Source organism: Zestosphaera sp., assembly GCA_038727705.1.
GTDB lineage: Archaea > Thermoproteota > Thermoprotei_A > Sulfolobales > NBVN01 > Zestomicrobium.
In genome coordinates this window covers 645592-666934 of the sequence record JAVYVJ010000001.1, presented here as the reverse complement: position 1 = coordinate 666934, position 21343 = coordinate 645592, and the positions used below count along the sequence as shown (strand labels likewise).

At 49.5% G+C, this 21343-nt stretch carries 21 protein-coding genes and 1 other RNA gene; 10 read left to right on the top strand and 12 right to left on the bottom strand.

Going from position 1 to position 21343, the window contains the following annotated elements; translation table 11 throughout:
• Window positions 1–2 precede the first annotated feature (2 nt).
• Complete coding sequence (locus QW772_03655) at window positions 3–476, bottom strand: hypothetical protein (protein ID MEM0037999.1); 474 nt, start codon at window positions 474–476, stop codon at window positions 3–5.
• 120 nt (window positions 477–596) lie between these two features.
• Window positions 597–1571: an NAD(P)-dependent oxidoreductase gene (locus QW772_03650; GenBank protein MEM0037998.1), complete on the bottom strand. Its 975-nt coding sequence runs from the start codon at window positions 1569–1571 to the stop codon at window positions 597–599.
• A gap of 292 nt (window positions 1572–1863) precedes the next feature.
• Here QW772_03650 and QW772_03645 point away from each other — a divergent pair, with 292 nt between their 5' ends.
• Both QW772_03645 and QW772_03640 read left to right on the top strand, forming a co-directional pair.
• Window positions 1864–2106, top strand: a complete 243-nt coding sequence (locus QW772_03645; GenBank protein ID MEM0037997.1) for an Lrp/AsnC ligand binding domain-containing protein — start codon at window positions 1864–1866, stop codon at window positions 2104–2106.
• 6 nt (window positions 2107–2112) lie between these two features.
• Window positions 2113–2349, top strand: a complete 237-nt coding sequence (locus QW772_03640) for a hypothetical protein (GenBank protein ID MEM0037996.1) — start codon at window positions 2113–2115, stop codon at window positions 2347–2349.
• A 40-nt stretch (window positions 2350–2389) separates the two neighbouring features.
• Here QW772_03640 and QW772_03635 read toward each other — a convergent pair whose 3' ends face one another.
• The 6 genes from QW772_03635 to QW772_03610 are packed head-to-tail and all read right to left on the bottom strand — an operon-like array spanning window position 2390 to window position 8101.
• On the bottom strand, window positions 2390–3241 hold the full coding sequence (locus QW772_03635) for a radical SAM protein (protein MEM0037995.1): 852 nt from the start codon (window positions 3239–3241) through the stop codon (window positions 2390–2392).
• Window positions 3213–4451, bottom strand: coding sequence for an Nre family DNA repair protein (locus QW772_03630; GenBank protein ID MEM0037994.1), 1239 nt, complete (start codon window positions 4449–4451; stop codon window positions 3213–3215). The genes QW772_03635 and QW772_03630 overlap by 29 nt, the downstream gene beginning before the upstream one ends.
• Before the next feature lie 44 nt (window positions 4452–4495).
• On the bottom strand, window positions 4496–5587 hold the full coding sequence (locus tag QW772_03625) for a DUF4350 domain-containing protein (protein MEM0037993.1): 1092 nt from the start codon (window positions 5585–5587) through the stop codon (window positions 4496–4498).
• Window positions 5559–5741: a hypothetical protein gene (locus QW772_03620; GenBank protein MEM0037992.1), complete on the bottom strand. Its 183-nt coding sequence runs from the start codon at window positions 5739–5741 to the stop codon at window positions 5559–5561. Before QW772_03620 ends, QW772_03625 begins: the two co-directional genes overlap by 29 nt.
• The gene (locus tag QW772_03615) at window positions 5734–6525 is read right to left on the bottom strand and encodes a hypothetical protein (GenBank protein MEM0037991.1); all 792 of its coding nucleotides are present in this window, start codon (window positions 6523–6525) and stop codon (window positions 5734–5736) included. Before QW772_03615 ends, QW772_03620 begins: the two co-directional genes overlap by 8 nt.
• Entirely contained in the window at window positions 6500–8101 is a 1602-nt protein-coding gene (locus QW772_03610; protein ID MEM0037990.1) for a hypothetical protein, read from the bottom strand. The genes QW772_03615 and QW772_03610 overlap by 26 nt, the downstream gene beginning before the upstream one ends.
• Before the next feature lie 494 nt (window positions 8102–8595).
• On the opposite strand from QW772_03610, the gene QW772_03605 reads away from it, so the two are divergent.
• The 5 genes from QW772_03605 to QW772_03585 all read left to right on the top strand — a co-directional run bounded on the left by QW772_03605 (window position 8596) and on the right by QW772_03585 (window position 13568).
• Entirely contained in the window at window positions 8596–9540 is a 945-nt protein-coding gene (locus QW772_03605; GenBank protein MEM0037989.1) for a MoxR family ATPase, read from the top strand.
• 134 nt (window positions 9541–9674) lie between these two features.
• Complete coding sequence (locus QW772_03600; GenBank protein MEM0037988.1) at window positions 9675–10844, top strand: DUF58 domain-containing protein; 1170 nt, start codon at window positions 9675–9677, stop codon at window positions 10842–10844.
• Window positions 10845–10930: 86 nt separating this feature from the next.
• On the top strand, window positions 10931–11941 hold the full coding sequence (locus tag QW772_03595; GenBank protein ID MEM0037987.1) for an ABC transporter ATP-binding protein: 1011 nt from the start codon (window positions 10931–10933) through the stop codon (window positions 11939–11941).
• Complete coding sequence (locus QW772_03590) at window positions 11938–12750, top strand: ABC transporter permease (GenBank protein MEM0037986.1); 813 nt, start codon at window positions 11938–11940, stop codon at window positions 12748–12750. Before QW772_03595 ends, QW772_03590 begins: the two co-directional genes overlap by 4 nt.
• A complete protein-coding gene (locus tag QW772_03585) occupies window positions 12747–13568 on the top strand; it encodes an ABC transporter permease (GenBank protein MEM0037985.1) in 822 nt (273 codons plus the stop codon). The genes QW772_03590 and QW772_03585 overlap by 4 nt, the downstream gene beginning before the upstream one ends.
• A 16-nt stretch (window positions 13569–13584) precedes the next feature.
• On the opposite strand, the gene QW772_03580 is transcribed toward QW772_03585, so the two are convergent.
• Window positions 13585–14451 (bottom strand): DMT family transporter, encoded by an 867-nt coding sequence (locus QW772_03580; GenBank protein ID MEM0037984.1) that lies wholly within the window; start codon window positions 14449–14451, stop codon window positions 13585–13587.
• A 133-nt stretch (window positions 14452–14584) separates the two neighbouring features.
• Here QW772_03580 and QW772_03575 point away from each other — a divergent pair, with 133 nt between their 5' ends.
• Entirely contained in the window at window positions 14585–15286 is a 702-nt protein-coding gene (locus QW772_03575) for a dolichol kinase (GenBank protein ID MEM0037983.1), read from the top strand.
• A gap of 58 nt (window positions 15287–15344) precedes the next feature.
• Here QW772_03575 and QW772_03570 read toward each other — a convergent pair whose 3' ends face one another.
• From QW772_03570 to QW772_03560, 3 genes are all read right to left on the bottom strand, one after another.
• Window positions 15345–17678 (bottom strand): DUF3536 domain-containing protein, encoded by a 2334-nt coding sequence (locus QW772_03570; GenBank protein MEM0037982.1) that lies wholly within the window; start codon window positions 17676–17678, stop codon window positions 15345–15347.
• 132 nt (window positions 17679–17810) lie between these two features.
• Window positions 17811–19730: a 1,4-alpha-glucan branching protein GlgB gene (gene glgB, locus QW772_03565; protein MEM0037981.1), complete on the bottom strand. Its 1920-nt coding sequence runs from the start codon at window positions 19728–19730 to the stop codon at window positions 17811–17813.
• 26 nt (window positions 19731–19756) lie between these two features.
• Window positions 19757–20251 carry a winged helix-turn-helix transcriptional regulator gene (locus tag QW772_03560; GenBank protein ID MEM0037980.1) on the bottom strand — a complete coding sequence of 165 codons (495 nt, stop codon included), beginning with the start codon at window positions 20249–20251 and terminating at the stop codon, window positions 19757–19759.
• Window positions 20252–20494: 243 nt separating this feature from the next.
• Between QW772_03560 and QW772_03555 the strand changes: the two genes are divergently transcribed.
• Both QW772_03555 and ffs read left to right on the top strand, forming a co-directional pair.
• Window positions 20495–20818 carry a hypothetical protein gene (locus QW772_03555; GenBank protein ID MEM0037979.1) on the top strand — a complete coding sequence of 108 codons (324 nt, stop codon included), beginning with the start codon at window positions 20495–20497 and terminating at the stop codon, window positions 20816–20818.
• Between the two features lie 185 nt (window positions 20819–21003).
• Window positions 21004–21308, top strand: an RNA gene (ffs, locus tag QW772_03550) — signal recognition particle sRNA.
• Window positions 21309–21343: the final 35 nt, after the last annotated feature.

Below are 21343 nucleotides of genomic sequence, written 5' to 3'. Positions count from 1 at the left end.
ACCTAACGTTTGGGGGCCACTGTGAAGATCCTATCCCCAACAGTTACCTCCACCACGACAAGCACAAATCCTCTAGGTGAGGCAAAAACATCTCCTTTCAAAACAACGGCACTACCGTTGCTGGCAAGCTTAGCCAAGTCCTCACCACTAACCTCGGTCCACGTGTCAGTGGACACGTACCTTGGCATGAATAAAGCTAGCATAACACCGTCATCCCTATCCTGTTGTATCAATCCCATATAATGATTCATGAGTCTAAGTGGGCCCCTCGCCCTGAAACCAACCTCCCTAAGTGTCACGAAGCCCCCAACTCCACTCACGAAGCCAGGCGGTCTGCCGGGAACTGGCACACTGTTAACACTCATGATTGCCTCAGCAGTTTCAGGAGGGACTGAGTACAGGCAGTAAACAATCAGCGGCCAGGAGATAGCGGTAGCAATAACCGCGATTAACATCGCTATGAGACCTCTACTCATGGCACCCCATCGTTAAGTAGACTTGCTACGAATGCATATAAATATTTAACTCACTCTAAGTGAGTTAAGCGTTCAGTGACTGCGTGCTCAACACAATGCCTGTACCTCCGCTTAAATTAGCTATTTAATGCAGCCCTCCCTGTTGAGGGTCGTGTACGGCAATCCACCCTCCTTGATGAAGCGCACTGCCTCTCTAGTAACGAATTCGCTGGTCCCTCTGAGCGCTTCGTGGGCGAAGCCCGCTATATGCGGTGTTAAGACCGTGTTCTCCAGCTTTACCAACTCTGAATCTTTTGGAAGAGGCTCTACAGCGTAGACGTCTAGTCCAGCGTAGATCCTACCCTCACTGAGGGCTTTTACGAGCGCCTCCTCATCCACTATAGGACCTCTTGAAACGTTGATGAGCACAGCGCCAGGCTTGAGCATCGAGAGTTCTCTATGGCTTAAGAGTCCCTTGGTCTCCGGAGTCAGCGCTATGGCTATCACCACAACGTCCGACGTTTTTAGGAGTTCCTCAAACTCAATGTACTTTAGGTCGAGGGCGTGTTCCACTTCAATCTTTCTCGACCTGCTCCAGTAGATAACCTCCGCACCAAGCGCGTTGAAAAGTTTAGCTACCTCAGAGCCTACCCTCCCTAATCCAATCACCCCTACTCTCTTACCCCTCAAGAGTCTCGTGGTCAAGTATCTTTGGGTCTCAGGATCCCAGCAGCTCGACCTGATGCATGCATCGCCTCTGACCACATTTTTCATCACCGCCAGCGTTAATGCTAGAGCGTGTTCAGCGACTGCCTGCGCTATCATATCAGGCGCGTTAGCTACGCACACACCCCTTCTGCTTGCCTCGTGCACATCCACTTTATCAACTCCTGATCCGTGAATTAGGATAAGCCTAAGATTCGGAGCGAGATTCATTAACTCTGCGTTAAGTGGTTGCCATGCGGGCGCTATAATTACCTCAGCATCCTTTAGGTTTTCCTCAAACCACTCCTTAGGTGGCATGCGACCCTCGAAATACACGTAGTCCACACCCTCCCTCTCCAGAATCTCGAAGACCGTTGAATACGGTTTAAACGTGAATACTACCCTAGCCACTAACACACACCTAGCAACATTTGCCCGTCATATCTAATAAGCTTTGCCAGTAAGATCCTCCTCCACCGTTTTAGAGTAACTGCGGGGATATCTCCCTAAGCAAAGTGATCTACGCATATTCCTCATGTTCCTTCACAAGGTAGGCTGTTTTTAATCTCATACGGGCCTGTAGGTCCTGCTCTATGGATAGTAATAAGTTAGCTTAGAGTAACAGTAACTAAAAACGCATCCAGCGGCTCGGCCAGTGCTAAACGTTATTAGGGAGTTAGCCTTCTTTTCTTAGGTGTTGAAGATGAGCGGTGTTAAAGCGTACATCCTCGTAGTCACGAGCCTAGGACTTGAATACGACATAGCTGATGAGCTAGTAAAAATGAGCAAAGATGTAAAGGTAAGCGTTGATGTGGTCTTTGGAGAGTACGATCTAGTGGTGACCGTTGAAGGTAGAGACCTGAAGGACATAGATAAGTTCGTAACCATGTTGAGAAGAGTTAACGGAGTTCACAAGACCTCAACACTCATAGCCTCCAGGAGCTAGTCCTCCATGAATTCAGAAGCGAGGAATCTCCTTCTCAAACTGCTGGAGGATAGAGATGCCTTCTTCGACAAGAATAACGTGCTCAACTCCGATGGTCGTAGACTGTTGAATAAGGTGCTGAAGCTAGTGCTTAGAGACCGGCCCAAGCTACGCGGTGTAGCAGGCAAGGTCAGGAGGAATCCGACATATGACAATGTCCTGCGTTTGACTAAGGAGCTTCTGGAGGGTCCAGCCGATCTGTAGGATCTCATGATGGCGACGAGGATCCCAGCTCTAAGCGCTCTCACTGCTGGAGTGAATATTCAGTGAAGGCAGGCTCACACAAGACATTCCTTTCCCTACACATCCTCAGGATTTTGTCCTCCACAGTTTTGCGCCACCCTAACTGCGCACTACTCCTGAGGTACTGAGCAGGTTCAAGTCCTAAGGAGTTGAAGAACTCTCTCAACTCGCCCTTGAATCTAAGCCAATCGTAGTATAGTACGGAGTTAGTTTCCCCAGCTATACTGATGACGCCTTCTAACTGACTTAAGTCATCATTCAACCCTGGTATTATGGGACCTAGGAAGACCCAAGTTCTAACACCAACTTCCGAGATCTCTCTCAGTGCCTTAACCCTAGCGCTGGGTGGCGGCGCTCTAGTCTCGACTTTTCTTACCAGAGTGTCATCAAGTGAGGTTATCGTGAAGCCAACATCAACAAGTTTTGATGCGCCTGCAAGTAGATCCAGATCTCTCAGCGCTAACGATGACTTAGTCTGTATGGAGACTCTGAAGCCTGCCTTCAGGAGAATCTCCATACACCTTCTCGAGAGCCTTGTAACAGCCTCAATCGGTTGATAGGGGTCTGTGATAGTCGAGAGTCCAACGATGCCGGGCCGAACCCTCCTAACCTCACTCCTCAGGAGTTCCACTAAATTCTCCTTAACGTAGATAACGTCGCCCCAACGCTTCCTTGGCTCCTCATACCTACAGTAGCTTCTGGCGTAGCAGTAAGCACATTTATGATAGCAACCCACATAGGGGTTGAGGGCGTAGTCAAGACCGGGTAGTCCGGATCTACTGAGTGCTGAAGACGCGCGGATGTTGACGTACTTGACGTTGCCCTCAACACTGCTTCCCCCAGTAAGTGTCAAGGGTTCTCACCTTACCATAGGTTCTTAGTATGTGCGAGTTCCTAACTATCTCCTCGACACGCACTCTAGTTAAACCGCTTAAGCTCTTCAGCGCCTCCTCAAGACTGCTGAATTTCTTTGGCACACTTTCAAAGAGTCTCCTTACGTTTTCCCTGACGAACCACACACCGATAGGTATGTTGAAGCCTTCGTAAATCTCTCTGTAAAGGACCACAGTAGCTTGCCTTCCAAGTCTGTGTAGGAGGTGTTCCGCCGCAGCCAACCTGGCGGCGTAGTAGCAACCCCCCGTCAGGGCGTACTCCGTCTTACCCATAGGACCTTCGTGGTCACCTCCCACCGAGACGGTACTTCCAGAGGGGTTCCAAGTACTTCCAGGGAACCACGCTTCAATCCATTCATAACTCCATACGCCCGGCAACAACACGGCTATGAATAGGTTCTGCATGTACTGTCTTACGTGAACCAACACCTCACCCAACTCAGGTAAGTTCCTCACCCTCCTCACAAGGAACTTTGAGACCATATCGTCCACGGCGGTTATTGACCACCTAGTAGGGACCAACCTCCTATTCTCATGTCTGCCTAAAGCACCAATCGAGAAGATCCTCTGTATTCTTGAGATTGGAAGCCCGTCCCTGTATAGCAGAAGAACCGCGTCAACAGCCTTAAGATCTGTGTCCCCATACACCTTCTCAACAGACCTGCCGAAATACGGGTTGCTCACCACCCTAACGTTCTTCAGCATGACCCTAGGACCTACGGGCGGCAACTCCTCACCAAAGAGAGGTCTCCTCAGATACTTTTTGTCAAGGAGCATCTCGGCGTCTACGGGCCTTTCTGATAGAGCTAACTCCTGCAACTTAGGGACAAAACCCGTACCAACGTCCCTAACCCTGACTTGAGTGACTCCAACCACCATTGAGAGCCTCTTAATCAGTATATCCTCGAGAGGCCTACCTATCCAAGCCTCAGGTAATTCATACTCGGAAGTGTCACCGACCTGAGGAGGTATTGAGGGTCCCACACTGACCCTCGGGTAGCCAATCCTGCCAACAAACACTGAAGGCGGTGAAGTGCCCTGAAGGATCTCGCTCAACTCGACTTGCCTTACGTTAATCTTGCTGTAGAATCTGACTAGAAGCGGGCAATACGTCAACCCGCAGAGATATCTGGAGCCCCTACAGATGCTACATAGTTCTCCTCTAACCACTCCCAAGGCCTAATTAATGTAGCGTTACTCGGAATATTAAAGAGTTATCCCGACGAAGCTCTCGCGATGATCCAGTCTACATCATCAAGACCCAATCTAACCCTGTCACCTTTACAGACTCTCTGCACCCCCTTAGTAGCACCTTCAACGCATATCAATCCCTTCAACGTCGTTGTAACATGCCTCCTTCTGAGATCCTCATACAACTCAGAAGGGATCCAAGCAATTCCCTTCAGAGGAAGGACCTGATCGAGGAAGGTGGCTGATACTATCGTTAAAGCAATCAGCACGAAGATGGCCGTGATTGTTGGATCTACACTCTGAGTCGCTATTAATGCGTATCTGAAGGGATTCGTGAGCGCCGCGGCGATGTAGCTCAGGTTACCAGTGCTCAACACTTCGGAGATTGTGAGGGGTCTGAGGCCATACTTTGAGGATTCTATGTAGACTGTTCCTGAGGGACAGAGATCGGTAAGAAGCGCGCTTACCAGCTGGACATAGGGGTTATTAGGGGAGGTGTCGGTAAGGGCAGCGTTCGTGAAGATTGACCCATCACTCAGCACGTAGACCACACTCTTGCCAACATCGATCCTCACCCCCAACACCACATTACCTCTCGACATTACTATCACATCACCTCTGCTGCGTCGCACGCTGGAGGCATATGCAAAGTATATGACTGCGTCGAACCTGCTTAAGTTGACCTTAGCCGGAAAGATGTAAGAACCGTTGAAGTTGACGTACTCCCCAGATATCCTGGACTCAAGTCTCAGAGATTCAAGCAACACGTTACTGTGGATGTACTCATCCGCTATGATGAGGTGGGCACCCTCGCGGACAAGGCCTGATATGATAGTGGCTTCTTCGGATGTGAAGGGTCTTTCAGGGGATACAACGATTAGAACCCGGCAGGTATCCGTTCTCGAAGTCAGCCACGTGAGTCCCCATGATCTAACCAATCTAACGTCATAGCCTAGATCCTTAAGTACATCAACCAGCGAGGAGGTACCGTCATATCCCGTGTTGATCGGGGATGCGCCGCTGACTACCACTCCAACAGGTATTGGCTCTGCAATGAACGCCATCAGAAGGAGTGCTAAGAGTGCTTTACCCAGCTCCCTCACTCCTATCACCACAAGACCCTCCCCTCAGATGATTGAGCAAAGTCAGTCCAGCGATCAGAGACATGACGGAAGCGACGTATCTCTGAATGAGCGCCAACGTGATGGCTACAACCAACATCACTAGACTCAGGTAGAGGAGTGCTGACTCGACTTTAACTCTAACCAAGTACGCCCATCACCTCCTCAACCAACTTAATGACCCCCTCAAGCAGCCCCACCAAGCGGGAGCCGCCAAGGATAAGAAAAACTGATGTAGCAATCAAGAGGAGTGCCAACCTAATACGAGAGTCTCGTAACATAGTCCAGACTAAGAATACGGCTGACCCGGCTATGAATGAGATGAAGGCCGACTGCACAACACTCGGCCCGTACGCCAGCAGAGTTACGAAGGTTAGAGTGAATGTCACAATAAAGAGGTAGAGTCCTACAATGAGTTTCAGCAACTTATTGATCCTGAAGAACGAGAGTACGTCAACGCTCATTAGCTCGAGCGTTGTGCGTCCATACGCAATTAACTCCTCAAAGACCCTAAGAGAGTATCCTACCAGGAGGGCAGTAGCGGAGAGGAAAACGTAGTGGAGGAACGGCGTCTCGACTGTTGGGTAGGAAGTCAATGCGCATACCGAAGAGGACATGAGCACGGGGAGGAGGAGAAGCGCTGACCTACCCATTCTGAGCACGGCTATGGAGGTCGGCAGGAGCAAGTAGTAAATGAATATATAGAGTGAGTACCGCCCCACCATTAATATCTGGAAAGGGATTGACGTTAGCATCACTAACGAGGCGCTGACGAAGTGCCCAGACATAACTAAATACGCGTACATAACTAACCCCACAAGCGAGACCGTTGTGTAGTCACCCAGTTTTGCAGAAACCATTAACGATATAGTAAATGACGCCAAGAGGAACACATTGAGTACTGTCTCATTCCTTAAGTATCGATTCCTCAATACGTCTAACCTCAGACTTCACCACCTCATCCTCACACATGTTGCCGAACCTGACCAGCTCATAGTATTGGGTAAGCATGTCCATAAGCTCCGTAAATCCTTCGTTCATAGCCCGACCAGCTTTCTCAACTATCCTAGTCTTGAGTTCCCTATGCGTCTCATGCCTCCCTACATGCATCTCCAGCCTGCTAGTCAGTTTGCTAACAACTCTCCAGAAAGACATCACAGCAACACTGTTTATCATGTTCTCGTCCCGCGGGAATTCAATAGATGCCGTTGAGGTTACTGGTATGCGGCGTGTTCTGCCGAACCTTATGGCGAGCGGTACCACGCCCAACGTTAGTGTGAATGAGATAACGACTATGAATACGGTGTCGTAGAAAGTCGCTGAACTATCGATTAGCATTGAGGACTTGGAGGGTGTGCCCCCCGAGATTATGGAGCTTTTCCGTAGTGCCTCCAGCGAGGTCTTAGACGCCACTAAGTTCATGAGGGTCTTCAACTCGTTAGTAAGTCTGTAGGAGAATGTCGAATCTCGTCCCTCTACCAGGGGCTCGACACTGACTACTGTAGTACTGGTGCTCCAGGGTCTAGGGAGAAGCCCGGTCTCGAGAGTGTCGTCAAAGTGCCGCTCAACCAAGTATTTGTTGATTTCTTCCACAAGCATACCCTCGTCGACCCCCTCTAAATTATTGAGAATGTTGAGTTTGTTAAGCACGGCCCACAACTCTTCGGCAGGGATTCTCCTGAGAATCTCCGAGACCGTCGTTGTTAGGTTCATACGCTCGATAATCTCCAGTACGCGCAATACAACCCCACTGTCTGAGCTCTGAGAGCTGGTAACAGGGTTGACTGTTGGTACGTGTTTGAGATAGATCGAGGCCACGACGTACATGTAGGATCCTATGACAAGGGAGTCCGTGTGTGACGTGTTAACACCCAGTTCTACCGCCTTCTTGAACTCGCCTAACTCAACGTAGTCAAGGAAATTAAGGATCTGAAGTCTCAAGCTACTTCTCAACCCCTCACTTACGTTAGGCAGTGTTTCACCCCTGGTCAGGTAGAGCATAAAGTAGGAGAGGTCGCTGTGGTCGCCATAGCTCACGAGCCCTGAGAGAACCTTTAACAGAACTCCTGAGAGGGTGGTGTAGCCCGTGCTGTTTAGATATAGGGTTGTGTAGAAGAGTAGCTGACTTAGATCCTTCACACCTATTGAGAGATCCTCAGATCCATTGAGCAGTCTAAGAGCTATAAGGTGCTTAGCCCCCACGAACAATGACGCAGGGGAACCGCTGAACATAAGATCCTGGACAGTTCTAAGCACTGAGCTAACTAACGTCCGGTTATCTTCAGCCAGGACCTTCCCTAGCAACACACTTAAGTCCTCTCTGCCAATGCTATTCAACCATGACGTTAGAACTTCTGGGGCTTCCTGAATCTCAGCAGACCTACCTCGAAGCTCTGGTGAATGTCTTCCCCCGGCGTATGCAGTGAGGGAACTAACTATGAGTAGGGAGAACACTAGGAAAGCCATTAGACCCCTGACAACCTTGAGGAGCACTATCCCGAAGTCCATCGCCTAGAATATAGGGGCTTCAAGGAAAATAAGGATGAGCCTACCCATTTCTTCAGGGTAAGCCTCTCGTGTTTAGGAATAGAAGGTGGATGTGAAGCCCGCTCCGCCTGCCCTAATCTCATACAGCGCAAGCCCATTACATCGAGGAGCTTCGGCAGGCTTGAGAAAGCAGGCTTTTTTGATTTCATTTCTTGAGCAAATACATTAAGGTCCAGTATGTCTAAGGTGTTGTTGGTGCTTAAGGAGGTCTGTGAGAAGCTTGGTGCCAGCTAACACTACTCTTTGTAGGTGAATTAAAGCAGAGCGTACATAAGGCTACTGGATCTACAGGTGACAAGTACAGGATCTCAGAAACCAGGATCAAGAGAATTCATGTGCTCAAACCTAGAGATAGTTAAGAGGGCTGGTATTGTTTGCCGTTAGGGGTTTCTATTCTTGATCCCACAGCCAGCTCATATTACCTCCGTGTTGGTTATGTATTTGTGGGGGCTGTTTTGAACAAAGTTGAGTCTATAGTGGACAGGGTTGCCAACGCGTCGGAGGAGGTCCTAGTTGAAAGGAGATGGGACGTTAAGTTGCTTGTTCTGTCCGTTATCGCGGGAGGTCATGCCCTGATCGAGGGTATCCCAGGCATCGCCAAGACCCTTACGGCCAAGACAGTCGCTAAGTTACTTAACCTCAGATTCAGCAGAATTCAGCTAACTCCTGACTTATTACCTGCAGATATTGTAGGTACTAAGGTCTTTAACCAGAGGACGGGGGACTTCGAGGTTGTTGTTGGACCTATAAACGCTAACCTGGTCCTGGCAGACGAGATCAACAGGGCGTCGCCTAGGACTCAGAGCGCTCTGCTTGAGGCAATGCAGGAGAGGCAGGTCACCATAGAGGGCTTCACCGTTAGATTGCCGGAACCCTTCACTGTTGTAGCGACTATGAATCCAGTAGAGCTGGAGGGTGTATTCCCATTGCCTGAGGCACAGCTCGATAGGTTTTTCATAAAGGTGGACATGCACTCGCTGAGCAGGAATGGTTTGATAGAACTCCTCAAGAGGGGATCTCTCAAGATTGAAGAAGTCTTCGAAAGTCTCAAACCCGTTGTTAGCGTTGAGGAGATATTTGAGAGCAGAAGGGAATTAAGTAGAGCGCATGTTGATGACTCGGTTCTAGACTACATGCTGAAGATCTATGAAGCGCTGAATAATCACAGGTATGTGAGGCTTGGCGTGACGCCGAGGGGGTTAATGATGTTACACACCCTGGCCAAATGTCTTGCTTTGGCAGATGGCAGAGACTACGTAATACCTGACGATGTTAAGGCAGCCGCTGTGCCTGCACTAAGCCACAGAGTACTTCTCAAGCCGGAGGTGATTGTTGAGGGAACGTCGAGTCGGGAGGTAATTGAGGAAGTCCTAAGAAATGTGGGGGTGCCTAGACCATAGGAAGGGTTAGAGTCAGCGTCACATACCTCAGCTACAGCGGCATCTACCTCCTAATACTGTCCTCCGTGCTTCTCACCGTAGCTCTCATTGTGTCAGGTACCCCGCATCCCTCTATTATATTTAGCCTAGTCGGCTTGAGTCTTGTTGGCTACGTCTCGGGGCTCGTGCGCTCTTTCGGTAGGCTTAACGCAGTTGATTTCGAGCATCCGGATTACGTGAGAACTGTTGTAGGTGAGGAGGTCTGCATTCTGCTTAACCTGAGTGCACAGCACCTCGAGTTAGTCAGGATAACCAGGGTTGAGGTTCTATGCGATGTTGGACTCAATGTAACAGGATATGATATCGACAGGAACTTATCAGGGCTGAGGCTGAGCCTCTACGCTCGTCCGCGTGTAGGCACTCACAGAATAAGCGGGCTGAGGCTCTACTTCAGGTTGTTGGGAGGGCTTGCGGATGGTTTTATAACCCTAGATGCAGACGTGGAAGTGCGTGCTATTCCATCATTTAAGACTGCTCACCTACCGTACGTGTCGGCCGGACTCAAACATGTTGGTGCCGGACCTTCAAGGACTCGAGGAGGAGGCACAAACATACTTGAAATCAGGGAGTACGTGCCAGGCGATGAGTTCAGGAGAATTGACTGGAAGGCTACAGCCAGACTCTCCAGGCTGGCTGTGAAAGAGTTCGAGAAGGAGATGAGAAAGGATGTGTTAGTGACACTTGTACTGAGTGACAGATTTTTCGATCCCGGGTCAAGAGCTCTTGAGTACCTAGTAAACGACGTCTGCAGGTTAGTCTCAGGTCTATTGCACAACAGTCTCCACGTAAGGTTACTCGTGGTAACTGAGAGAGGTTTCGTGTTAAGCGATAAGGTGGTGACCACCCTCAAGATTGGGAACCTGCTTGAGGCGTTATCTAGAGTGGAGTGGCCTGAGGAACCCCTCCTAACTTACTCAGCACTCAGGGTTGCGTCGTGGCTGCTGCTCCCAGTGGTTACTAACTCCTGCACCACGCCGTGCATGGTAGTAAATATAGTGAGTTTCGAGGACTTAAGCGATGTTGAGGCAGCGCAACGTATATGGAGAGGACTTAAGACTCTATCACACGAGGTATTCTTCGCCGTTACATCTCCCTCTCTAACCATCCTCAGGCATGAGGAGGTGGGGCTGGAGGATCTGAGCAGAGCATATCGGGAACTGGAGGTTTTGACCAGACTTTCCAGGCTGGTGCCTAATTGCATCGTAGCCCCGGACTTACCAAGCGTGTTGATTGAGAAAGTGCTAAGGCTGAGGATGTCCTTCTGAAGGAACTCAGTTAGGAAAACCGTGGTTGTTAAGATAGGTTTTAAAGATACTTACATAATCTGAATATGAAGTAGGGTGGCTTGTTTTTGGTTAGAGAAGCTGTCGTGGCTTCCGGCTTGATGAAGAAGTACGTAAGCAGGAAGAGAAGTGGGCTCCTGCGCAGTGAGGTCTTAGTGGTTGAGGCTCTGAAGGGCATTACCTTCAGCGTGGGCTATGGTGAGGTTGTAGGGCTTCTCGGACCTAACGGCGCTGGCAAAACGACCACGATTAAGATAATATCCACACTTCTACTCCCGGACTCCGGAAGAGTTACTGTGGAGGGCTTTGACGTAGTTAGGGAAGCCCCCTCCGTGAGAAGAAGGATAGGGGTAATGCTTAGTGTTGAGAAGGGGTTCTATGGTAAGCTGACCGGTAGAGAGAACCTTGTTTACTTTGGCTCTCTCTACGGACTGAGCGGGGCGGAACTCGCGAGGAGGGTTGATGGGATGCTTGAGCTTGTTGGCTTAAAGGAACTGGAAGCTGAGGACAAGCTCTATGAGGAGTACTCAACAGGTATGAAAGCCAGGCTGGCGCTGGCAAGAGCACTTCTGAAGGATCCACCTGTCCTCCTACTTGATGAGCCTACCTTAGGGCTCGATCCGGCTAGCGCTAGAAAGGTCAGGGAGCTAGTTAAGTCCCTGGCCTCTAGAGAGGGTAAGGCAGTCATATATACCACTCACAACATGTTCGAGGCTGAGCTAGTCTGTGACAGGATACTCCTGATCAACAAAGGAGTTGTGGTGGCTACAGGCACTCCGGAGGAACTAAAGAGCAAGATAAGTGATGTAAGGACTGTGGTTCTTCAGATCAGAGGAGGGGTTGGTAATCTGAATTCCTTCCTAGGAAGACTGAGTGAAATAGCTGTGGGCAACATCTCCATGGAAGGGCTTGACGAGGACTTCATTGAGGTTAGGTTCAACGTTAGGTCGACTGAGGAATCGCTGGACAAGATAGTTAAGCTAGTCGTGGCAAGTAACCTCTTCATGAGCTCTCTTAAGGTGATTGAACCCACGCTTGAAGATGTCTTTATATACCTCACTAGGGGCGAGGCAGGTTGAACGTGGTCGCCCTGGTTAGATCGGAGATGTTGCTTGTGTATGGTGAGTTGTTGAGGAGGAAGCAGGTCTTGTTCACGTACATCGCGTACCCCTACATAATGACCTTCTTCATAGTCTTCATAGGCTCCTCTGTAGGATCTGTAGAGTATTTCGAAGCAAGAGTCGGCGTCAATCCGCTACTTTTCTTCATGACAGCATCCTTTAACTTCCTCGTGATACTGGGTATAGTGGATGATGTACTGTGGAGTCCCATCTACGACGACAATATAGGTACGCTTCCCTACATACTCTCAAGTCCTACGCCCTGGTTCTTAAGGCTTCTCATAATACCTGTACCTCGCTTAATGCTGTCAGTGGTTCTCGGACTCACCAGTATTGTCCCCTTATATGTGTACTTCACAGGTTTTACAGGTCTTGCGATTTCGCTTACCTTGATGTGCCTAGCCGCTTTAGCTGGGCTACTCCTCTCGACCTTCGCGATACTCTTGGCTTGCGGACTGCCCACCATGGTTGGGGAGTCTTGGAGATTGCTCAACATAGTGAGACCCATTATGATGATTCTTTTGGGGGTCTACTACCCGAGGTTCGTGATGCCGCCCATAGTTCAAGCGATCTCCTACCTCCTTCCCTCATCGCATGTAGTGGATGCAACGCTCCTCACGCTAGTAAGTGATAGAATTCCTGAAATGACAGTGCTTCTACCTCTGCTAGGAGTCGGTACTGCATTGACCCTCCTTTACGGTCCGCCATCATACGGCAGCGCTAGATTCCTGGAGAGGAAGAAGTTGAGAGAGGGTGTCAAGACTTGAGACTCAATGTATGGAGTTTCATCAGCTCAGCTAAAGTGGTCTTTGAGAGCTACGTTAAGGCAGAGTTGCTGAGGAGTAGAGGATTCTTCATAGGGCTCATCTCGATGGCCACATGGTTGGCTGTCATAATGCTCCCTATGACTCTCTTCAGGGATCCTACCACCTCTGCCGAACTAATCTCATCCCACATGTTTGTCGGTGTGGCCATCTTCCAGGCCTACTCGGCAAGTACTTGGGATTGGGGATGGGAGTTGAGGGATGCGTTATTTAGGGGTGTTCTAGAGAACGTAATTGTTAGCGGATCTAGTATGTTCGTGCTCTACGTGGGTATAGTGCCAGTAACTCTCACGTGGCTGGCCCTCTCCCTGACAATAACGTACATGATGCTCTCATTTCTTGCCGCCCCGCCTGCTTTAAGCGTGGTTAACGCGGCGTTACTTACTCTAAGTATTTTCTCATTGATGGTCGTGCTTTTCAGCTACGCCCTGATACTTGGTGCTACTTTAATGGCGTCAGGCACTTCAGGTGCGGTGGTCGAGTTCATCTCCTGGATCCTCCCGGTAGCTACAGGGGGCGTCACACCCTTAGCTAATCTACCATCCGTCATGAGGCAGATAGCGTTGCTGACCCCCTTCAGCTATCCAGCGGAACTCCTGAGGCATTCTCTGGGACTCTCAACACCAGTTATACCTGAAGTAACTCTCATTGCGCTCTCCATCGTCTATCCCCTAGCTTTCCTCGCGTCCGCTTACACGTATTTCAGAATTCAATTACGTAGGATGCTCAGGGAAGGCGTCAAGACGGTGTCGCTGTGGTAGTCAGTCCAGTGAAGGTTCAGAGAGCGGTAACTATTATGCCTGCCGACGTAAGGAGGGCTCCTGTGATGTTCGTTAATAAAGGCTTCTCTCGTGCTATCAGTCTGGTGGTGATTGTAGAGAGCACCGGTGTGAGGGCGGTGACCACAGCGGTTGCTGAAACCCCGATGATGCCTATAGAACATACAAAGATATACATTCCTAAGGTCCAGTCAAGAGTTGCCGTGATTGTGGCTATCAGCAGTAGTAGTTTTAAATCCCCCTTCAGTGGCACTCCTTCGCTCAGGAGTCCCGCTGGTAGGAAGACAATAGCTATTGTTGACAGTCTTAACAGCGTTAGTGTTAACTCATCAGCGAAATTTAGAGCGACTTTAATCAGGGAGGCGGACACACCCCAGCTGACTGAAGCCATCACGGCATATGCCACGCCCCTCGCCTTTATGTTGAGGGGCCTTTCCCGATTTATACCTCCCTGCACAGCAATCACCACTCCAACGAATGCGAGAAGACTGCCGAACACCAGCGTAGCTTTAGCGAGTTCTCCCAGGAAGAACACAGCGATCGCCTGAGCTATGAATATGTAGGTGTAGCCGAGTACCACGGCTAGGAAGCCGCCTAGCGCTTGAATCGACTTTGTGTACAAGACGTCGCCGACTCCCGGCCCTATGATGGCTGACAACGTAACCACAGCTATCGCAACGTAACTCAAGCTATCTATTCCCGCACCCCTGACTAAGAAGAGAATGAGTAGCGTGGCCGAAGCTATGGAAGCCCTTAGCCCTGTAAAGGTTACCGGTCTTATGCGTCTGCTAAATCTGCTTATAATCGCTGGGCTCAGACTCCACAGAATGGACGCAATTACTATCAGCAGATAGCCCAGCAACATGAAACTCCCTCAATCCCTGACTCATGTTGCCTGCAGGAAGTCACATCGACACCCATATGGTGTGTATGAGTGAAATATAAAAGCTAGGTATTGAATAGTTCTCTAGTCTCATGCATGTTGGAGGTATTAGAGAATGAACACAGGCATATACCTGAACGTGCTAACCCCCATCAACTTAACGGCGGAGTTGCTGTATGCTTGCATCCTCTTCATATATGTGTTGATGGTAGTCTATGGCACTAAGTACACATACAACCTCATGACTAAGAAGGGGCTTCAACATAATGTCGCGGTTTATTTCAACAGGAAGATAATTCACATCCTGGCGGGAGGTCTCGTGGCGCTCCTGGTCCCGTTCCTCTTCACCTCACCAACCATACCCTTCGTACTGGCTCTAGTTCTAGCTCTAGTCACCTGGCTACCGCACAAGACCGGTAGATTGATGCCGTGGTTTCAGGTGAGGGAGAACATGTATGAGGTCAACTTCTGCGTAGCTTGGGGGACCATCCTGCTGTTATCTTGGCTAGTCTTCTCAACGCCTGTCTACGGCCTGATCCCCGTTCTCTTTATGTCTTTTGGTGATGCCGCGACAGGGGTGGTCAGAAACCTCATCTACAGGAGAAGAACTAAATCCTGGTGGGGCAACTTCGCCATGTTCCTAGTCTGCCTCCCAATAGGCTACTACTTCATAGGCCTGTGGGGAATTCCCGTAGCAGCCCTCTCGTCGTTCATAGAGCACTACGAATTCAACCCAATAGATGACAACATACTGATTAGCATAACATCCTTCCTGTCATTGATGATACTTTCGTACACAGGTTTGATAAGCGTGTGAGGAACTCCACAGCTAAGTGTTTTATATGTAATCGGTCCGTAACCGGCGTATAATCGACCTAGCCACACCTCAGGTTAAGGATACTACCCAGATCTTCAAGCATCCGCATGCCAACGCACATGCCCTCAATACCTTCTCTACACATACTCCTAACCTCAGTCCCACGCTCCTTGATCAGCACGCATAAGGAGGCTCTCGTCCTCCATAAACCTCTAAGGCCCTCCAAATCCTTCGCCAACTCCTTAACTATTAAGATGCTTAACGCAATCCTTGTTAAGTCACTCAAGTTGAATTGCTTTCTGGCCAGACTAATTAGTTGCTCAGAGAGCTTCTCATCAAGCCTGCTCAAGATGTCGGACATCTTCACGCGCATCTCCTTGCTTAGGGACAGCACACCATAGAGCCTAATAGGGTCGTGTAACATAGTGTTAAGTAATTCGCTGAGCTCTTTTGAGGTCTGGAGCGTGAGAAGTTCCGTTATGTAGTTGAGGAGGCGCGTTCTATGAGAGACGTTCTTCATCCCAGCCAGGAGATCGATCATAAGCACGTCCTCCACTTTAGTGAAGTGAAGAGATAGAACCCCCCTGAGGCCCTTTGAATCCTGCACCTTGACATGCTCAAGAACCTCGTGATTTAAGGATCCCAGGTCCACCCTTCTGGAAGGGCCTGAGGCCCCCAGTATTGTGTGATCATCTGCCATGTGCGCGTAGTAGGCACATTCAATGGGTTCGAGGGTAGTTGAGGAAGTGACTACAGCTTTCCCCAACACCGCGTCAAACATGCCTGACGTAATCGGTAAACTCATCAAGTCGCTGACTGTATAGCCGAAGATTCTTCTCCCATCCTTTCCTAGAGGAAGACCTACTAGACTAAGTACAGCGTGAAGTATACATATGTCGTAGTGATCGATGCTCGCATTCTTCACTAACTCTCTGTAGATGTTTTCCCCGTTGACCAGTTCAGGCACGTTGCTCCTTGCCTTCCTAACGTACCTTAGGAAGGTATTCTCCAGATCAATCCCAGTAAACTCCTTCGCAAGCTCCATGGCTCTGGCAGCATGCTTCATTATCTGGACAGTCTCTATGTTCGATATATCATCAAAGAACCAACCGTCGCTGGACTGCATGAGGAGCGCATGTCTCATCATTTCCAATAACTTGAGGGATTCGACCTTAGCATTATCACTGAGGGATGTCTTGCAGACATCTTTCAGATACTCTACAAGCAATCTCTCAGGCTTACCCGCTACGCTCACGTAGTTTAGGAGAGCCCTCCATGGGTCTTTAAACAGCTCTGACCCCTTATTAAAGTATGTGCTCACCAAGACGCTATTCAACCAGTCGATGGCTTCTCTAAGATGCTTCCTCCATTCCTGACTCCATGCCCTGCTTGTATCTACCCTACATCCGCAATCGTTCCTCCACCTCTCGACCCCGTGAGAGCAACTCCATGAGGATCCCTCAAATATCCTAACCTCATGCTCAGGTGGACTGAGTTCCAAGAACTCACTGAAATTAGTAACTCTGGCGATTCCCTGCTCGGTGAGAGTTCTTAAGGCATATGCGAGCGCTAGATGCCCGTGCCTTTTATGGTGTCCGTAGGTCTCCCCATCGGTAGCTATGACGACTAACTCTCTTTTACCTTCTTCGCTGAAAGCCTTAGCTATGCTCTCAGCTAGTGTGTCGCCGTTACACAACAAGTCTCCGAACGCCACGCCATGTGAAAGTCGAGCGTCGTAGAAGAAGAGGGTGATTGCCCTGCCTGAGGAGGTTCTATAAAGGTAAGGCATCCTGACGTTAATCCTCCCGCCACTCACATCCGCCCATTCACCACTCCGGGTTCTCACCATGCTGGCTTGATGAGGTGCTAGAATCGTGAATTTAATACTCAACTCTGCTAGGACGTCAAGAGTTTCATCGTCGACCGCCGTCTCAGGCAACCACATACCCTCAGGAGATCTTCCAAAGGCTTCTCTAAACGCTTCCACACCCCAGTAGGTAGCTAGGTACTTAAGCTCCCTCTTAGCAAGAGGCATTATCATGTGATTGTAGACCTGGGCTATTGCAGAGCCATGGCCTGAGAACCTTCCCCTGCTCACGTGGTCCGCTTCCACAACGGCTTCGTAGACGTCAAGTGCGTTCTCCCGAAGCCACGTCAATAAGGTAGGGCCGACATCAAAACTCAACCAAGAGTAGTTGTTGACAGCGTCGACTACATATCCATCTTTATCCACTATAGGTATCAACGCGTTAGGTCTGTAGCACTCCTCCATGACCTTCTCGTTCCAATCATGGTAAGGGCGGGCACTCGCCTCCTGAGTCACTCTTGAGAGCCAGGGATTCTCTCGAGATGGTTGGTAGAAGTGCGCGTGAATCACCACATATCTTCTCATGCCGACCCAAACACCGAATAATGTGTTGAGGACACTCTTAAAACCTTCTCTTGAGAGAAGGTGATCATTACAGCTCCTTCACCTATTTTTATTACAGGAATCACATCAAAAGCCTTAGATTAGCTGGAATTCTTAATATCGCTCCCTATGTTTAAGGAAAACCGCCGCCAGCGGAGGTAGTGTTAACACCAATGAGTAAGGTCTTTCATGATATGGTATGTTCTCGGACATTACGCCTGGGGCGTTGCTTACTCCTGAGCCCCCATAGGTCCTTAGGTCACTATTCAGTAGTTCCTCCCAAAAGCCCGATCTCGGCACACCCACTCGATAACTTGATCTGACGACAGGAGTGAAGTTGAGGACCACCAGCATTAAGTCACCGCTTGAGCCCTTCCTGAGGAAGGCTATGACGCTCTGCTCCCTATCCCTGAAGTCAACCCACTCGAAGCCTTCATGGCTGAAGTCCAGTTCATGAAGGGCTGACTCCCTCACATACACTAAGTTCAGGTCTCTCACCCAAGCCTGAACGCCTCTGTGTTCTGGGTGCTTAAGAAGGTGCCAGTCAACACCTCTCTCATGGTCCCACTCATCCCACTGGGCTATTTCATTGCCCATGAAAAGCATCTTCTTCCCAGGATGTGCATACATATACCCATAGAGGAGCCTCAGGTTGGCGAACTTCTGCCAGTCATCACCTGGCATCTTACGTACCAGAGACTTCTTGCCGTGAACCACCTCATCATGCGATAGTGGGTTGATGAAGTTCTCATAGAATACATACCACACGTTGAAGGTCAGTATGTCGTGATGATACTTACGGTATATGGGATCCTTAGACATGTAGTAGAGCGTATCATGCATCCATCCCATATTCCACTTCATGTCGAACCCCAATCCACCGTTCTCCACTGGTCTCGATACCTTAGGCCACGCGCTGGACTCCTCAGCTATAGTCAGAACGCCTGGGCAGTATCTGTGTACAACCTTATTGAAGGTTCTCACGAAGTCCACGGCCTCCAAGTTTTCCCTGCCGCCGAGGGGGTTAGGAGTCCACTCACCGGGCTTCCTTGAGTAATCTAGATAAAGCATCGATGCTACAGCATCCATCCTTAGACCATCGACGTGATACTTCTCGATCCAAAACAATGCGTTACTTATCAAGAAGGACCTCACTTCACCTTTACTGTAGTCGAACACGTGGCTACCCCAGTCCGGGTGAATTCTTTTCCTCCAGTCCTCATACTCGTATAAGCAGGTCCCATCGAAGAACACCAGTCCGTGCTCGTCCGTAGCGAAGTGGGAGGGAACCCAATCAAGCACCACTCCAATGCCATGTCTATGCAGTTTATCAACTAAGTACATGAAGTCTTGTGGTTTCCCATACCTGCTCGTTGGTGCGTAGTAACCCGTTACCTGATAACCCCAAGAACCATAGAAGGGATGCTCCATTACAGGTAGGAACTCCACATGCGTATAACTCATGTCAACTAAGTATTCACACAGCTCATCCGCTAACTCACGGTAAGACAGGAATCTATTACCTTCGTCAGGTCTCCTTCGCCAGGAACCTAAGTGAACTTCATATATGGATACAGGAGCTTCATATGAATTCCTAGCCTTCCTACTGCGTAACCACTCATCGTCTCTCCACTCGTAACTCAAGTCCCAGATTACTGAAGCCGTCTTGGGGGGCTTCTCCCATAAGTACGCGTACGGGTCGCCCTTAAATACCCTGTACTCACCGTTTCTAGAAACCACGTAGTACTTATATCTAGAGCCTATCCTAACCCCCTTGATGAAACCCTCCCAAATTCCAGAGCCATCCTTGCGAGGAATTAGCCTGTGTGAATTAGGTCTCCATTCGTTAAAGTCACCGACTACATAAACCTCTGTCGCGTTAGGTGCCCACACAGCGAAGTAGGCTCCCGAAGCACCATCAATGACTAGGGGATGGGCGCCTAGTTTCTCGTAGATCTTGAAGTGAGTGCCCTCCCTGAAAAGGGTAACATCGTGTTCAGTAATTAAGCTGTACTCGAGCACATCTCCACTCATAGAGCCCCACGTTGGATAAAATCACGCTACTTTAGAGCTTGCTCAGTTAGGCTAGTTAACTCCCTGAGTATTCTAATCACTTCGTCCAAGTCACTAACACTCAATTTACGGGCCAGCTCTTCATCTTCCAGCACATCCCTAACCCAACCCGAGATATACCCTCTCCTTAAGTGTTCCCTTATCACATCCTCAGGAGCAAGTCCGTACTTGATGACCGCATAGAGTTGCCTCAGACTCTTAATCTTGAGGTTTAGTGGAGTGCCCGTGCTGGGATCGGTTACCACGTAAGCCCTCTCGTCGTCAGCATTCTTTAAGACCCTCTGAAGCGACTCCCTAACCGCCCTCCCCTTATCAGTCAATATGAATACGTTTCTGGACCTCTCAATCACGTAGCCCTCGTCAAGTAATTCCCTCATGTATCTCCTAGTAGTGCTCCTGCTAAGTCCCACCAACTCGCTTAACTCATCACACCTAACTTCTCCCTCGATCTTAGTCAAGATATTGAGTAGCGAAGTCCTCACAATCCCGCACCTACTAAAAGATCCCGCAAGTAGGAAATAAATGTCATACCACGTATTTATAAGCTCCCACCCCAACTATGAGTCGGTGATTGCGGGATGCAATGCATGACACTCCAGGGACTTCCAAGGAATCACCTTATGGTGTGGCCTGAGGGCTCAAGCGCTACGCAACGATTCTATAAAAAGGTTTCATACGTGCCGGATACTGTAGAACTTGCCTCGCTAATGTGAGGAGTGAGAAGGGTGGTCGAAGAAGGAAGGAAGGAAATGCCGGAAGGCAATAGGGATTTAGGAGCTTTCGAACATGCCGGAAGGCACTTAACTCAGGAACCATTGATTGAGGTCAGGGAATACTCTGACCACGTTAAGATACTGGTTGAAGTATCAGACAATGACCCGCACTCGCTGATAGTAAGGCGCATAAATACATCCAAGATTGAGTTGCTCTTTAAATACAGGGGACGAAACGTACGGAAACTTATAATGTTGCCCGGTCCCGTTAAGGCAAACAGCTACGAGGTAAAAATAAAGAACGGGGTTGCAAAGCTAAACATACCTAAAGGTTAGTCCTCTATAAATAGAGGACTCGAGAACCTCAAATCTCCTAGTAGGTGGCCTGCCATAGAAATCCGGCCATGTTTGTTCAGGAGATTTCCATAGAACACAGATGACTCAACCTCCTACTCTTCAGGATGGTCCATCAATTCGTGATTCACTGTAAAAGATAAAAACCTTGAGAGGTTTACTAGTTTGGCGTGGGTAGGGCTGGGAGGGTCGCCGCCTCCTGGACCGAAGGCGTAAGGCGGGGCCAGTAACCCTTCGTGGCCTGGAATCCCTGACGACCTCTTCAAGGTTTGCGATGAAGCTCGCCCTGTGGGGTCGGCGGTGGTGGAGCGTCCCTTGGAGGAGGGACGTCAACCACCTCTGCAGGGGGAAGTTGGCCAGGTCCGGAAGGAAGCAACCTAACTCCTGACGCCGACGTTCACAGGTCACCGAGTGGAGGACGGCCTTGAACTCCGGGTCGTTAGGGAAACCGAGTCACGAAGGGAGCCACGCCACTAGCATTATCGTCCACGGAATATCATTCTAGTC

Excerpts from the sequence above, each read along its gene's own strand:
- QW772_03655 (MEM0037999.1), bottom strand. The coding sequence starts at position 476 with ATGAGTAGAGGTCTCATAGCGATGTTAATCGCGGTTATTGCTACCGCT.
- QW772_03645 (MEM0037997.1), top strand. The coding sequence starts at position 1,864 with ATGAGCGGTGTTAAAGCGTACATCCTCGTAGTCACGAGCCTAGGACTT.
- QW772_03640 (MEM0037996.1), top strand. The coding sequence starts at position 2,113 with ATGAATTCAGAAGCGAGGAATCTCCTTCTCAAACTGCTGGAGGATAGA.
- QW772_03610 (MEM0037990.1), bottom strand. The coding sequence starts at position 8,101 with ATGGACTTCGGGATAGTGCTCCTCAAGGTTGTCAGGGGTCTAATGGCT.
- QW772_03580 (MEM0037984.1), bottom strand. The coding sequence starts at position 14,451 with ATGTTGCTGGGCTATCTGCTGATAGTAATTGCGTCCATTCTGTGGAGT.
- QW772_03575 (MEM0037983.1), top strand. The coding sequence starts at position 14,585 with ATGAACACAGGCATATACCTGAACGTGCTAACCCCCATCAACTTAACG.
- QW772_03570 (MEM0037982.1), bottom strand. The coding sequence starts at position 17,678 with ATGAGAAGATATGTGGTGATTCACGCGCACTTCTACCAACCATCTCGA.
- glgB (MEM0037981.1), bottom strand. The coding sequence starts at position 19,730 with ATGAGTGGAGATGTGCTCGAGTACAGCTTAATTACTGAACACGATGTT.